The organism is Micromonospora sp. NPDC047521 (genome assembly GCF_055587305.1).
The window spans coordinates 151,831-166,333 of record NZ_JBVJGN010000013.1 but is presented as its reverse complement, the minus strand read 5'-3'; the positions used below and the strand labels follow the sequence as shown (position 1 = coordinate 166,333).

At 73.7% G+C, this 14,503-nt stretch carries 12 protein-coding genes; 11 read left to right on the top strand and 1 reads right to left on the bottom strand.

The features are described 5' to 3' along the window. The first annotated feature begins 1 nt into the window (after position 1). From murJ to ACZ6N8_RS25395, 5 genes are all read left to right on the top strand, one after another. Positions 2-1,696 carry a murein biosynthesis integral membrane protein MurJ gene (gene murJ, locus ACZ6N8_RS25415; RefSeq protein ID WP_466013017.1) on the top strand — a complete coding sequence of 565 codons (1,695 nt, stop codon included), beginning with the start codon at positions 2-4 and terminating at the stop codon, positions 1,694-1,696. After that, complete coding sequence (locus tag ACZ6N8_RS25410) at positions 1,693-2,859, top strand: glycosyltransferase family 4 protein (RefSeq protein ID WP_466013016.1); 1,167 nt, start codon at positions 1,693-1,695, stop codon at positions 2,857-2,859. The genes murJ and ACZ6N8_RS25410 overlap by 4 nt, the downstream gene beginning before the upstream one ends. Further along, a complete protein-coding gene (locus ACZ6N8_RS25405; protein WP_466013015.1) occupies positions 2,859-5,264 on the top strand; it encodes a serine/threonine-protein kinase in 2,406 nt (801 codons plus the stop codon). The genes ACZ6N8_RS25410 and ACZ6N8_RS25405 overlap by 1 nt, the downstream gene beginning before the upstream one ends. A gap of 164 nt (positions 5,265-5,428) precedes the next feature. After that, positions 5,429-7,177 carry a CTP synthase gene (locus ACZ6N8_RS25400; RefSeq protein ID WP_466013014.1) on the top strand — a complete coding sequence of 583 codons (1,749 nt, stop codon included), beginning with the start codon at positions 5,429-5,431 and terminating at the stop codon, positions 7,175-7,177. After that, on the top strand, positions 7,174-7,779 hold the full coding sequence (locus ACZ6N8_RS25395; protein WP_387122940.1) for an NUDIX domain-containing protein: 606 nt from the start codon (positions 7,174-7,176) through the stop codon (positions 7,777-7,779). Before ACZ6N8_RS25400 ends, ACZ6N8_RS25395 begins: the two co-directional genes overlap by 4 nt. A gap of 85 nt (positions 7,780-7,864) precedes the next feature. Here the strand turns inward: ACZ6N8_RS25395 and ACZ6N8_RS25390 are convergent, their stop codons facing one another. Next, on the bottom strand, positions 7,865-8,122 hold the full coding sequence (locus ACZ6N8_RS25390; protein WP_139588187.1) for a TM2 domain-containing protein: 258 nt from the start codon (positions 8,120-8,122) through the stop codon (positions 7,865-7,867). 294 nt (positions 8,123-8,416) lie between these two features. Here ACZ6N8_RS25390 and ald point away from each other — a divergent pair, with 294 nt between their 5' ends. The 6 genes from ald (at position 8,417) to ACZ6N8_RS25360 (ending at position 14,437) form a co-directional block, all read left to right on the top strand. Continuing rightward, positions 8,417-9,532 carry an alanine dehydrogenase gene (gene ald / locus ACZ6N8_RS25385; RefSeq protein WP_364376003.1) on the top strand — a complete coding sequence of 372 codons (1,116 nt, stop codon included), beginning with the start codon at positions 8,417-8,419 and terminating at the stop codon, positions 9,530-9,532. A 20-nt stretch (positions 9,533-9,552) separates the two neighbouring features. Beyond that, positions 9,553-10,536 (top strand): site-specific tyrosine recombinase XerD, encoded by a 984-nt coding sequence (locus ACZ6N8_RS25380; protein WP_466013031.1) that lies wholly within the window; start codon positions 9,553-9,555, stop codon positions 10,534-10,536. 183 nt (positions 10,537-10,719) lie between these two features. Next, the gene (locus ACZ6N8_RS25375; RefSeq protein ID WP_088990243.1) at positions 10,720-11,643 is read left to right on the top strand and encodes a ParA family protein; all 924 of its coding nucleotides are present in this window, start codon (positions 10,720-10,722) and stop codon (positions 11,641-11,643) included. Positions 11,644-11,684: 41 nt separating this feature from the next. Next, the gene (locus tag ACZ6N8_RS25370; protein WP_466013013.1) at positions 11,685-12,647 is read left to right on the top strand and encodes a segregation and condensation protein A; all 963 of its coding nucleotides are present in this window, start codon (positions 11,685-11,687) and stop codon (positions 12,645-12,647) included. Continuing rightward, positions 12,640-13,680 (top strand): SMC-Scp complex subunit ScpB, encoded by a 1,041-nt coding sequence (scpB, locus tag ACZ6N8_RS25365; protein WP_466013012.1) that lies wholly within the window; start codon positions 12,640-12,642, stop codon positions 13,678-13,680. Before ACZ6N8_RS25370 ends, scpB begins: the two co-directional genes overlap by 8 nt. Beyond that, positions 13,667-14,437 carry a pseudouridine synthase gene (locus ACZ6N8_RS25360; protein ID WP_387122930.1) on the top strand — a complete coding sequence of 257 codons (771 nt, stop codon included), beginning with the start codon at positions 13,667-13,669 and terminating at the stop codon, positions 14,435-14,437. Before scpB ends, ACZ6N8_RS25360 begins: the two co-directional genes overlap by 14 nt. Positions 14,438-14,503 lie beyond the last annotated feature (66 nt).

The window sequence follows — 14,503 nt, the reverse complement described above, 5'->3', positions numbered from 1 at the left end:
CGTGACCAGACCGGCACCCCTCGCCGGCGCCGGCCGGCTGGCCGGGGCAGCCGCGCTCATCGCCGTTCTCACCGTGGCCAGCCGACTCGCCGGCTTCGGCCGTACCGCCGTGTTCACCTGGAGCCTCGCGCCCACCGACCTCGGCGGCGCCTACGTGGTGGCCAACGCGGTACCCAACTTCATCTTCGAGATCGTCGCCGGGGGAGCGCTGGCCAGTCTCGTCGTACCGCTGCTGGCCGGCGCGGTCGCGGCCGGGGACCGCACGGCGGTTGCCCGGACCACCGGGACGCTGCTGACCTGGACGCTGGCCCTGCTGGTGCCGCTCGCGCTGCTCGTGGTGGTCTCCGCCGGGCCGGTGATCGGGCTGCTCGGCGACGGGTTGAGCGCCGCCCAGCAGCAGAGCGGCGTACGGATGCTGCGGGTCTTCGCGCCGCAGCTGCCGTTGTACGGCGTCGGCATCGTGCTCGCCGGGGTGCTCCAGGCGCACCGCCGCTTCGCCTGGCCGGTGCTCGCCCCACTGCTGTCCAGTCTCGCCGTCATCGTCGTGTACCTGGGGTTCACCGCGACCCAGGGCCGGTACGCCACAGTGGGCGGGGTGAGCCGCGACGGCGAGCTGCTGCTGTCGGCCGGCACCACGCTCGGCGTGGTGGTGCTGTCGTTGTCGCTGCTCGTTCCGGTCCGGCGGCTGCGGCTGGGGCTGCGGGCCGGTTTCGGGTTCCCCGCCGACGCGCGGGCCCGGGTCGGCGCCCTGGCGGTCGCCGGCGCCGTCACCGTCACCACGCAGCAGATCGCGCTGATCGTCAGCCTGAAGCAGGTGACAGTTGGCGCGGTCAGCAACCCGGGCGTCTACAACCTGGCGCAGACCGTCTACCTGCTGCCGTGGGCGGTGCTGGCGGTGCCGCTGGCCATCGCCGCCTACCCGACCCTGGCCGCGGCACACACGACAGGGGACGAGGACACCTACCGCTCGACCCTCGCCCCCGCCGTACGCGGGGTGCTCCTGTTCAGCTGCCTCGGCGCCGCCGCGCTGATCGGGACCGCCGGCCCGGTGGGGCACTTCTTCTTCCCCGGGTCCGCGACGGCCGCTTCGACCGCCGCCGCCGCGATCATCGGGTACGCGCCGGGCCTGCTCGGCTACGGCCTCTTCGCGGTGCTCACCCGGGCGCTGTACGCCCGGGGCGAGACCCGGGCGGCAACCGGCGCCACAGCCGTCGGCTTCCTGGTGGTGCCGGCAGTCGTCCTGCTGTTCGGCGCGCTGCTGCCGGTGCGGGACCGGGTCCTCGCGGTCACGTCCGCCAACTCGGTGGGGATGCTGGTGCTCGGGGCGCTGCTGCTCACGGCGGTGCGGCGCAGCGCCGGCCGCGCGGCACTGGGCGGCGCGGCGCGGGCCGGGACGGCAGGTGCCCTCGCCGGGTCGCTTGCCGCTCTCGTCGGGCTGGGCGTCACCCGGCTGCTCGACACGCCGGACGGCGGCACCCCGACGATGGCGGCGGCACTCGGTCAGGGCATGCTGTCCGGGGTTCTGGTCGGGGTGGTGTTCCTCGCCGTGGTCTGGTTCGTCGACCGGCGGGACGTACGGCCGCTGCTCGCCGGGGCGCTGCGCCGCCTGAACCGGCGGGGGCCGCGACAGCCCGGCGGGGGGTCGACGTCGACCGCGCCGGAGCGGGGCGACGGGAAGGAGACGGTGGGCCAGTGAGCGGGGGACGTGAGCCAGCTCAGCAGGCCGGCTGGTCGGGCAGTGTCGCGTTGGTGCTCGCCTCCAGCACCGGTGGTGTCGGCCAGCACGTCCGGTCGGTGGCACGTGGGCTCGTCGCGGCAGGTGCGCGGGTGCTGGTGTGCGGGCCGGCGGCGACGCAGGAGCAGTTCGACTTCGTGAGCGTCGGCGCCCGGTTCGAGCCGGTGGAGGTCCCGGCCAGCCCGACCCCCGCCGACGCGCGCGCGGTGCTCGCCGTGCGCCGGGTGCTCGCCGAGGCCCGGGTCGACGTGGTGCACGCCCACGGCCTGCGCGCCGGGCTGGTGGCCGTACTGGCCCGTCCGGCCGCCCCGCTGGTGGTGACCTGGCACAACGCTGTCCTCGCCGGTGGGTTGCGCGGTGGTGTGTCCCGTCTCGTCGAGCGGGTGGTGGCCCGGGGCGCCCGGGTGGCCCTCGGCGCGTCCGCGGACCTGGTGGACCGGGCCGCCGCGCTGGGCGCCGCCGACGCCCGGCTCGCCCCGGTCGCCGCGCCGACCCTGCCCGAGCCGCGCCGACGTCCGGCGGCGGTGCGGGCCGAGTTCGGCGTACGCCCGGACCAGCCGCTCATCGTGTCGGTGGGCCGGTTGCACCCGCAGAAGCGCTACGACGTGCTGATCGACGCGGCGGCCCGCTGGCGTACCCGTACACCGCCGCCGGTCGTGGTGATCGCCGGCAGCGGACCGGCGTACCTGCCGTTGGCCGCCCGGACGTCCGCGGCCCGCGCGCCGGTGACCCTGCTGGGGCACCGTACCGACGTGGCGGACCTGCTCGCCGGTGCCGACCTGGCGGTCGTGAGCAGCGACTGGGAGGCCCGGCAGCTGTTCGCGCAGGAGGCGCTGCGCGCGGGCGTACCCCTGGTGGCCACCGCTGTCGGTGGGCTGCCGGAGCTGGTCGGGGACGCCGCGGCGCTGGTTCCGCCCGGTGACGTGGAAGCCCTCGACGCGGCGGTGCGCGCCCTGCTGGACGACCCGGCGGCCCGGGCCGAACTGGGCCGCCGCGGCGCCGAGCGGGCGTTGACCTGGCCCACCGAGGCGGACACGGTGGCCGCGCTGACCGCGCTCTACGCCGAGCTGACCGCCCCCACCGGTCCGACGGCAACCCGGGCGCCCGGAACGGGGCAGCGCTGATGCTGCGTCGACTCGCGCCCGCCGTGTTGACGGTGCTCGTGGTGGCGCTGGGTGTCGCCGGGCTGGCCGTGCGGCCACCGCAGGGCACCCCGCAGCGCACCGCCGACTTCGTGGTCCTCGCGGGTGTCGCAGGTCTGCGCTGGGAGGACGTGGATCCGCAGCACACCCCGACGCTGTGGCGGATGGCCCAGCAGGGTGCGATCGGTTCGCTGTCGGTGCGGTCCGCGCACCGGCCCACCTGCCCGGTGGACGGGTGGCTCACCCTCGGCGCGGGCAGCTTCGCCGCGTGGAACGGCAGCCGGCCCGACGGTGGCTGCCCGGCGGCAGGGGTGGCCGTGGAGCAGCCGGACGGCATCGGCGCCAACCTGCCCGACCAGGAGAGCGTCGTCCAGTACAACCAGCAGCGGCTGCCGTGGAACACCATGCCCGGCTCGCTGTCGGAGTCGGTGCGCTGCTCGGTCGCCGTGGGGCCGGGCGCGGCCGTGGCGGCCGCGCGACCGTTCGGCCGGGTCGACAGGTACGCCTCGGCGCTGCCCGACGACCCCCGCCTGCTGCTCGGCTCGTGTGTGCTGAGCATCGTCGACCTCGGCACGGTCACCGGGACCGACCCGGCGACGCGCGCCCAGGAGGCCCGCGAGGCGGACGCCCAGCTCGCCCGGGTGATGGCCGCCCGCCCGCCACGGTCGCTGGTGCTTGTCGCCGGGATCTCCGACACCGCCGGGCCGTCCCGGCTGCACGTGGTGGTCGCCGACGGGCCGGGCTGGGCGCGGGGGTGGCTCACCTCGGCCAGCACCGGCCGGGACGGGTACCTGCAACTTGTCGACCTCGCGCCGACCGCGCTTGCCGCGCTGGGCCGGCCGATGCCGGAGCGGCTCTTCCTCGGCCGGCCGGCGATCAGCACGGGTGACCGCCCGGACGACCTGGCGGACGCCGTCAACGCCCCGGCGGACGCCGACCGGGAGGCGGCAGCTCAACGGACCGTCTCCGGCGGGTTCTTCACAGTGCTGGCCGTGGTGCAGGTGCTGCTGGCCCTGGCGGTGCTGCCGCTGCTGCGCCGGGCGCGGCCGCACGCCGGGCCGACAGGTCCGACGCCGGTGCCGGTGCGGCTCGTGGCGGCGGTCGAGGTGCTGCTGGTGGCGGCGGCGTTGACGGTGCCGGCGGCGCTGCTCGCCGACGCGGTGCCCTGGTGGCGGGGCGAGCATCCCGGCTGGATCTTCGCGGGGGTGACCGCGCTGCTGGTGGCGGCCGGTACGGCGGCGGTCCGGTTCGCGCCCGGCTGGGCGGGCACCCTCGGTCCGCTCGGCGCGGTGGCCGGCCTCACCACGCTCGTCGTGGGGCTGGACGTGCTCACCGGGGCGCGGCTGCAGCTCAACGGTGTGGTGGGCTATTCGGCGTTGCAGGGTGGCCGGTACTCGGGTCTGAGCACCGTCGGGCTGGGCGTGCTGCTCGCCGGGGCGCTGCTCAGCGGTGGCTGGCTCGCCCAGCGGGTGCCCCGGGGCTGGCGGCCCGCGGTGGTGGTGGCCGTGGGTGGCGTCGCAGTGGTGGTCGTCGGCAGCCCGTACCTGGGCGCCGATCCGGTGGGGGCGATCGCGCTCACCGCCGGTCTGAGCGTGGCCGCGGTGATCAGCGGTGGCGGCTGGCTGACGATCAGCCGGTTGGCGTGGGCGTCGATGGCCGCGCTGGCGGTGGCCGTCGGCTTCGCCGTGGTGGATCTGCGCCGCCCGCCGGCGGAGCGGGGCAGCCTGGGCCGGTTCCTGTCGGCCGTCGGCGACGGTACCGGCGGGTTCACCGTGCACCGGTCGAGTACGGAGAACTTCGAGACGCTCGTCAACAGTCCGCTGACCGTGCTGGCGTTGGCCGGCGGGCTGCTTGTGTGGTTCGCGTTGCTCCAGCCGTGGGGCGGCCTGATGCGGCTGTTCGGCATCTATCCGGCGGTCCGGGCCGCGCTGGCCGGCACGGCGGTCGCCGCGGTGCTCGGTGGGGTGCTCGACGGGGCGGCGCTCGACGTCGCCGGCGCCGCCGCCGCGCTTGTGGTGCCGATGGCCGCGCTGGCGTCGCTGCGGGTGCTCGGGCACGCCGCGGACCGGACCCGCCCGGGTATGGGCCGCCTGCGAGACGACGCGGCCTCCGGCGACGGGGCGGGCGCCGCCGACGACGCTGACCCGGGCGGTGACGCGGGTCCCGGCGGTGTCGGTCCGGCCGGTGGCGGCCCGACCGGCGGTGGTGGGCCGCTGGGCGCCGTGCATCCCCGGCCGATCAGCGGTCCGCCCGCGAGCCCACCCCGACCCCAGGTGTCGCCGCCGGCCGAACGGTCCCCGGACGTCGAGGACGGGCCGGAACCGACGGCCGCCGTGGTGCCGCCCCGGCAGGTCACCCGATCATCGACCGAGGTTGCCGCTCCCTGAGCGTCGGCTGTCGTCGCGGTGACCCCTGTGGTGTCGCAGCCGGGGTGCGGCCTGCGGGTACCGGCCCGGGAGGTGTTACCGTCGAATCCCGTGGATCGCGTGATCAGTGAGCTGATCAAGCACGGCGGTCTGCATGACCGCGACAGACGACACGGGAGCAGGCCTTGGCCCCATCAGCACGGACGACCAGGCACATTTTCGTCACCGGGGGCGTCGCCTCCTCGCTGGGTAAGGGCCTCACCGCCTCCAGCCTCGGCAACCTGCTGACCGCGCGCGGGCTGCGCGTGGTGATGCAGAAGCTCGACCCCTACCTGAACGTCGACCCGGGGACGATGAACCCGTTCCAGCACGGCGAGGTGTTCGTCACCGAGGACGGCGCCGAGACCGACCTCGACGTCGGGCACTACGAGCGTTTCCTGGACCGGGCGTTGTCCGGCAAGGCGAACGTCACCACCGGCCAGATCTACTCCGACGTGATCGCCAAGGAGCGGCGTGGCGAGTACCTGGGCGACACCGTCCAGGTCATCCCGCACATCACCAACGAGATCAAGTCGCGGATCCTGTCGATGGCCGACCCGGACGACGACGGCCAGCAGCCCGACGTGGTGATCACCGAGGTCGGCGGGACGGTGGGCGACATCGAGTCGTTGCCGTTCCTGGAGGCGATCCGCCAGGTCCGGCACGACCTGGGCCGCGACAACTGCTTCTACCTGCACGTGTCGCTGGTGCCCTACCTGGCGCCGTCGGGTGAGCTGAAGACCAAGCCGACGCAGCACTCGGTGGCGCAGCTGCGCAACATCGGTATCCAGCCGGACGCCATCGTGCTGCGCTGCGACCGGGAGATCCCGGTGAAGCTCAAGGAGAAGCTGTCGCTCTACTGCGACGTCGACGCCGAGGCGGTCGTCGCGGCTCCGGACGCCCCGAGCATCTACGACATCCCGAAGGTGCTGCACCGAGAGGGTCTGGACGCGTACGTGGTGCGCCGGCTCGGGCTCTCCTTCCGGGACGTGGACTGGACCAGCTGGGACGACCTGCTGGAGCGGGTGCACCGGCCCCGGCACACGGTCACCGTGGCGGTGGTCGGCAAGTACGTCGACCTGCCTGACGCGTACCTGTCGGTGAGCGAGGCGATCCGCGCGGCGGGCTTCGGTCACCGGGCCCGGGTGCAGCTGCGCTGGGTGCCCAGCGACGAGTGCGTCACCCCGGCCGGCGCGGCGGCGGCCCTGGCCGGCGTGGACGGCATCCTGATCCCCGGCGGCTTCGGCGTACGCGGCATCGAGGGCAAGATCGGCACCGCCCGGTACGCCCGCGAGAGCGGCATCCCGCTGCTCGGCCTCTGCCTCGGCCTGCAGTGCATGACCATCGACGTGGCCCGGCACCTGGCCGACCTGGACGGCGCGAACTCCCTCGAGTTCGACGAGCAGGCCGCCCACCCGGTCATCGCCACGATGGCCGACCAGGAGGACATCGTCGCCGGCAGGGGTGACCTGGGCGGCACGATGCGGCTCGGGGCGTACCCGGCGACGTTGACCGAGGGCTCGATCGTCGCCGAGGCGTACGGCAGCACCGAGATCAGCGAGCGGCACCGGCACCGGTACGAGGTGAACAACGCCTACCGGGACGCGCTGACCAAGGCGGGTCTGCACATCTCCGGCACCTCGCCGGACGGCCGGCTCGTCGAGTTCATCGAGTTGGACCGGAGCCTGCACCCGTTCTTCGTGGCCACGCAGGCGCACCCGGAGCTCAAGAGCCGTCCCACCCGCCCGCACCCGCTGTTCGCCTCGTTCGTGAAGGCCGCCGTGGCGTACTCGCAGGCCGACCAACTCCCTGTCGACCTGGACGCGGCCGAGGCCCCGACGGCGCGCAAGGCCGCCCGCAACGGCGCCGCGTCGACTGCCGCGTCCGCCTCGTGAGCAACCTCGAGCACCGCTACGAGGTCCGTTCCCGCGAGGAGCGGTACCGGGGGCGGATCTTCGACGTGGTCACCGAGGAGGTGACCATGCCGGGCGGCGGAACGGGCGTGCGTGACCTCGTCCGGCACGTCGGGGCGGTGGCCGTGGTGGCGCTCGACGACGCCGGCCAGGTGGTGCTGATCCGGCAGTACCGGCATCCGGTGGGCCGGCACCTGTGGGAGCTGCCGGCCGGGCTGATGGACGTCTCCGGCGAGGAACTGCCGGCCGCGGCGCTGCGGGAGCTGGCCGAGGAGGCGGACCTCACCGCCGGGCGGGTCGACGTGCTTGTCGACCTGCACAGCTCGCCCGGTTTCACCGACGAGGTCGTCCGGGTGTTCCTGGCCCGGGACCTCGCCGACGTGCCCCTGGACGAGCGGCACGAGCGCCACGACGAGGAGGCCGATCTCCAGGTCGTGCGGATCGACCTGGACGAGGCGGTCGCCATGGTCCTGGCCGGCGAGGTCACCAACGCGTCCGCGGTGGCCGGGCTGCTGGCCGCGGCCCGCGCCCGGGACACCGGCTTCACGACGCTGCGCCGGGCGGACGCGCCGCTGCCGCGCTGAGCGCCGCCGCCGGTCCATCCGGCGGGGGTACGCGAAGGGGCCCCGCGGTCAGCCGCGGGGCCCCTTCGCGCGTCGATCCGGCCGCTCAGTCGCGCAGCGGGCGACCCTGCGCGTCGGTGCCGCCGTTGACCAGGATCAGGATGCCGTCGATGACGCCCCAGAGGGCGCCGACACCGCAGGTCACGAAGCTCACGACGAGCTGAAGAACGGCGATCTTGGTGTGTCCGGTGTAGAACCGACCGGCCCCGAAGGTGCCGAGCAGGATGCCGAGGATGCCCGCGACGACCTTGCTCTTGTCGGAGTAACCCGGGGCGTACCCCGGCTGGTAAGGAGGAGTGGTCATGGGCGGTCACATTAGTGATCCACTCGCCTGCTGTCCGCACCGCCACCCGGCAGATGGGACGATAATGGCCGAAGATTGTCCTGACGGCTGAGGCGACGCTCCACCGTCGTACCGCGCCGGCTGCCCTGACACATCGTCAGGACACCCGGCCACCGGATGCCACTGTGCTGGCCCGCGGCGGCGTCGGACGCGCCTAGACTGCCGCCGGCGGGACCGGTGGACCGTGGTGGCAATGGGGCCATCGCGGCACCGAGCAGTCGGGGGAGAGCAGCCCCGAAGAGAGGTGTCTGCATCGTGAAGGTCGGAATCCCACGCGAGGTCAAGAACCACGAGTACCGCGTGGCGATCACGCCAGCGGGTGTCAACGAGTTCACCCGCAGCGGCCACCAGGTCTTCGTCGAGTCCGGCGCCGGGGTCGGCTCCAGCATCACCGACGAGGAGTTCGCCGCCGCCGGCGCGAAGATCCTCGCCACCGCCGACGAGGTGTGGGAGACCGCCGAGCTGGTGCTCAAGGTCAAGGAGCCGATCGCCGAGGAGTACCACCGGATGCGCGAGGGGCAGGTGCTCTTCACCTACCTGCACCTGGCCGCCTCGAAGGAGTGCACCGACGCGCTCATCGACCGCAAGGTCACCGGCATCGCGTACGAGACCGTCGAGCTGCCCGACCGGTCGCTGCCGCTGCTCGCCCCGATGTCCGAGGTCGCCGGCCGGCTCGCCCCGCAGGTGGGCGCCTTCTACATGATGCGCACCGGCGGTGGGCGCGGTGTGCTGCCCGGCGGCGTCTCCGGCGTGTACGCGGCCAAGACCGTCGTCATCGGCGCGGGCGTCTCCGGCATGAACGCCGCCGCCATCGCGCTCGGTCTGCAGTCCGAGGTGCTGCTGCTGGACAAGAACGTCGCCCGGCTGCGGTCGGCCGACGCCATCTACCGGGGCCACCTGCAGACCGTCGCGTCCAACGCGTACGAGGTCGAGCGGGCGGTGCTCGACGCCGACCTGGTCATCGGCGCGGTGCTGGTGCCCGGCGCGAAGGCCCCGACGCTTATCTCCAACGAGCTGGTCTCCCGGATGAAGCCGGGCAGCGTGCTCGTCGACATCGCCATCGACCAGGGCGGCTGCTTCGAGGACTCGCGTCCCACCACGCACGCCGACCCGGTCTACAAGGTGCACGAGTCGATCTTCTACTGCGTCGCGAACATGCCGGGCGCGGTGCCCAACACCAGCACGTACGCGCTGACGAACGTCACCCTGCCGTACGCCCTGGAGCTGGCCAACCAGGGCTGGCGCGAGGCGCTGCGCAGCGACCCGGCGCTGGCGCTGGGCCTGAACACCCACGCCGGTCGGGTCACCTACGGCCCGGTCGCCGAGGCGCACGGCATGGACGTGCTCCCGCTGGCCGACGCGCTGAACTGAGCGGTGGCGGGCTGACCGGCATCACGGCCAGCGCCGGCGCGGACGAGCGGTCCGCGCCGGCGCTGCGTCGCGCCGTGCGCGCGTACCTCGACCACCTCACCGTCGAACGCGGCCTGTCCGCGAACACCCTGGCGTCGTACCGCCGGGACCTGGACCGCTACCTCGCGACCCTCGCCGACGCCGGCGTCGCCGACCTCGCGTCGGTCGGCGCCGGCGTCGTCGAATCGCACCTGGCCCGGCTGCGCGCCGGCGACGACGAGCACCCGCCGCTGGCGGTCTCCTCCGCCGCCCGCGCCGCCAGCGCGGTACGCGGCCTGCACCGCTTCGCGCTACGCGAGGGACTGACCGGCGTCGACCCGAGCCGCGACGTGCGCCCACCCACCCCACCGCGTCGGCTGCCCCGCGCCCTGCCGGTCGACGACGTGGTCCGGCTGCTGGAGGCCGCCGGCGCGGTCACCGCGACAGGCGACGACGCGCCGCTCGCGCTGCGCGACAGGGCGCTGCTGGAGTTCCTGTACGGCACCGGCGCGCGGATCTCCGAGGCGGTGGGCGCCGCCGTCGACGACCTGGACGTCGACGAGGGCACCGTGCTGCTGCGCGGCAAGGGCGGCCGGGTGCGGCTGGTGCCGATCGGCGGGTACGCCGTCGAGGCGGTGCGCGCCTACCTGGTGCGGGCCCGCCCCGGGCTTGCCGCGGCGGGCCGGGGCACCCCCGCGGTGTTCCTCAACGCCCGGGGCGGCGCGCTGTCGCGCCAGGGCGCCTGGATGATCCTGCGCCGGGCCGCCGCCCACGCCGGACTGCCGGTCGACGGACCCGCCGCGGTGTCCCCGCACACCCTGCGCCACTCGTACGCCACCCACCTGCTCGACGGCGGTGCCGACGTACGGGTGGTCCAGGAACTGCTCGGCCACGCCTCGGTCACCACCACCCAGGTCTACACGCTCGTCACCGTCGAACGGCTGCGCGAGGTGTACGCCACGGCCCACCCGCGCGCCCGGGGCTGAGGGCACCGGTCGCGGTCGGGCCCGACACGCCGGGCCGGTGCCGAACCCCCTGCTGGTCGGTGGCGTACAGTCGGCATCGGCGCGGACCTCCTGGAGCGACACGACCGGGGTGCGCAGCGGCGCCGCGAAGGACGTCGGACGGCTCCGACGCCGGGTGGGTCGTCGGGAGGGGGCAACGAGGACATGGCTGGCAACGGTGACCGTGCCGAGACCTGGACGTCGGAGCTCCGCGAGCAGCAGGCCACGCTCGGTGCGGACCTGGGTCCTGCGGATCCGGCTGCCTACACGATGCGCAAGCCCATCCCCGAGCCGATGCCCACCGATCGGCACGGCCCGGCGCGCATCATCGCGATGGCCAACCAGAAGGGTGGCGTCGGCAAGACGACCACCACCATCAACCTGGGCGCCGCCCTGGCCGAGTACGGCCGCAAGGTGCTGCTCGTCGACTTCGACCCGCAGGGCGCGCTGTCGGTGGGCCTGGGGGTCAACCCGCACAACCTCGACCTGTCCGTCTACAACCTGCTCATGCAGGACGACGTGACAGCCGAGGACGTCCTCATCAAGACCGACGTGGCGGGCCTGCACCTGCTGCCTGCCAACATCGACCTCTCCGCCGCCGAGATCCAGCTCGTCAACGAGGTCGCCCGGGAGATGGCCCTGGCCCGGGTCCTGCGCTCGGTCCGCAAGGAGTACGACTACATCCTGATCGACTGCCAGCCGTCCCTCGGTCTGCTGGCGATCAACGCGCTGACCGTCGCGCACGGCGTGCTCATCCCGCTCGAGTGCGAGTTCTTCAGCCTGCGTGGTGTGGCGCTTCTGCTGGACACCATCGACAAGGTGCGTGAGCGGCTCAACTTCGACCTGGAACTCGAAGGCATCCTCGCCACCATGTACGACAGCCGCACCACCCACTGCCGCCAGGTGTTGCAGCGGGTGGTGGAGGCGTTCGGCGACAAGGTCTACCAGACGGTCATCACCAAGACGGTGAAGTTCCCCGAGTCCACCGTGGCCGGCGCCCCCATCACGACGATGGACCCGGCGTCCTCCGGGGCACGCAACTACCGTCAGCTGGCCCGCGAGGTGATCGCCGCCCAGTCGGAGCGGTAGCCGGAACGCCAGGTGTCCGTCTCGTGCACTACGGTCGTGCGGTGACCGCGCCACCCCTCGACCCGCCCGGGACCGCTGCTCCGGCCGTGGTCGACGGCGCACCGTCCGCCGGTTTCACGGTGCGGCTGGCCAACTTCACCGGCCCGTTCGACCTGCTGCTGCAACTGATCGGCAAGCACAAGCTCGACGTGACAGAGGTGGCCCTGCACACGGTCACCGACGAGTTCATCGCGTACATCCGGGCCATGGGCGACGACTGGGACCTCGACGAGGCCAGCGAGTTCCTGCTGATCGCCGCGACCCTGCTCGACCTGAAGGCCGCCCGGCTGCTGCCCGCCGCCGACGTGGAGGACGAGGAGGACCTCGCCCTGCTGGAGGCACGGGACCTGCTCTTCGCCCGCCTGTTGCAGTACAAGGCGTACAAGGAGGCGGCCGCGCACATCGCCGAGCTGGAGGCGGTCGGCGGTCGCCGCTATCCACGTGCGGTCAGCCTGGAACCCCGGTACGCCGAGGCCCTTCCCGACCTGGTGCTCGGCATCGGCCCGCAGCGGCTGTTGAAGCTGGCCGTGAAGGCGATGACCCCGAAGCCGGTGCCGGAGGTCTCCATCGCCCACGTGCACATGGTCCGGGTCAGTGTCCGGGAGCACGCGGCGATCCTCGCCAACCGCCTGCGCCGCGCCGGCACGGCCACGTTCTCGCTGCTCTGCGCCGACTGCGAGGCCACCCTGGAGGTGGTGGCCCGGTTCCTCGCGCTGCTGGAGCTGTACCGGGAGGGTCTGGTGGCCTTCGTGCAGGAGCAGGCCCTGGAGGAGCTGACAGTGCGCTGGACCGGCCCGGCCGAGGGTGACACCGAGCTGCACGTCGACGAGTACGCAGGCACCCCTGCCGACCCGGAGCCGGCCGGAGCGCCACAACCGGAGCCGGCGGGGTCGGAGCCCGTCGGGCCGGAGCCGGCCGGGGGGCCGGCCGGGACGGGAACGACGGAGGATGAGCGGGATGAGTGACGAGGAACGCCGGGACTCGCTTGCCGACCAGGCTGCCGCCTGGGTCCCCCCGTGGGAACGCCCCCGCCAGCCCGACCCCACCACTCCCGCCCCGTCCGCCGCCGCACCGGCCGGGGCAGCCGACGTCGCCTCGGCCGACGACGAGGCCGCCGAGACCGTCTCGGCCGACGACGAAGAGGTCGCCTCTACCCAGGCGGCCGCCGTGGCCGTCCCGGCCGACGTAGCGGGCGCCTCGACCGGAGAGGCCGCCGACGAACGCGACAGCGACCAGGCCGGGCCCATGGTCGCCACCGTCCCGCCGCTGACCCCTGAGGATCCTGGAAGCGAACCGCCCCCGCGAGGGCCGGAACCTTCCACGACCGCGGGGGAGACCCGAGGGGCAGACGCGACCGGCGAGGCTGGAGAGGCGGGGCGCGCCGGCGTACCCCCTCGGGCGGTTGGAGGGCGGCGGCGGGTGACGGCCGCGCCGGAGCCCGCGCCGGAGCTGTCCGACGGTGAGCTGCGCGGCGCGCTGGAGGCGATCCTGCTGGTGGTCGACGAGCCGGTCAGCGAGCTGGTCCTGGCCCAGGTGCTGGAGCAGCCGGCCGAGCGGATCGGGCCGGTGCTCGACGAGATCGCCGCCGGCTACACGGCGGCCGGGCACGGGTTCGAGCTGCGCCGGGCGGCCGGCGGTTGGCGGCTGTACACCCGGCCGGAATACGCTACGTACGTCGAGCGGTTCGTGTTGGAGGGGCAGTCCGTCCGGCTGACCCAGGCGGCGTTGGAAACCCTCGCCGTCGTCGCGTACAAGCAGCCGGTGACGCGGTCGCGCATCTCAGCCATCCGTGGTGTCAACTGCGACGGAGTCATCCGTACGCTTGTGACCCGCGGCCTGGTCGAGGAGTGCGGCACCGAAACGGACAGCGGGGCGTTCCTCTACCGGACGACCACGCTGTTCCTGGAGAAGCTCGGGCTGAACACCGTCGACGAACTGCCACCGCTCGCCCCTTTCCTGCCCGACGACGTAGAAGAGCTTGCCGATGCGACCCGATAACCGTTCCCCGAAACCCGACGCCCCCGTCTACGAGGGTGCCGAGCGCCTGCAGAAGGTGCTCGCCGCCGCCGGCGTGGGTTCCCGGCGTGCCTGCGAGGACCTGATCTTCCGGCGCCGGGTCACGGTGGACGGGCGGGTCGCCAAGCTCGGCGACAAGGTCGACCCGGCCACCGCGGTGATCCACGTGGACGGCGAGCGCCTCCAGGTCGACGTCCGCCTGGTCTACGTGGCGATGAACAAGCCGCGCGGGGTGGTCACCACCATGGCGGACGAAAAGGGACGCAACGAGCTGTCCGACTTCATCGGCGCCCGGCTGGAGCAGCGGGTCTACCACGTCGGGCGGCTCGACGCGGACAGCGAGGGCCTGCTGCTGCTCACCAACGACGGCACCCTCGCGCACAAGCTCATGCACCCCTCGTACCAGGTGCTGAAGACCTACCTGGCCGAGGTGGTCGGGCCGATCCCGCGCAACCTGAGCAAGCGGCTGCTGGCCGGCGTCGAGCTGGAGGACGGACCCGTCACTGTCGACTCGTTCAGGGTGGTGGACACCCTGGGCAAATCCGCCCAGGTGGAGCTGAGCCTGCACGAGGGCCGCAAGCACATCGTCCGGCGGTTGATGGAGGAGGTCGGTCACCCGGTCACCCGGCTGGTGCGTACCTCGATCGGTCCCATCCGGTTGGGTGACCTGCGCACGGGGCGGATCCGACGGTTGACCAACGCGGAGGTCGCCGCCCTGTTCAACGCGGTGGGTGACTGACCCCGGAGTTCGGGGTACGGCAGCCGGTAGGCTCCACCGATGGCCGGAACGCGGCCGCCCGGGTGG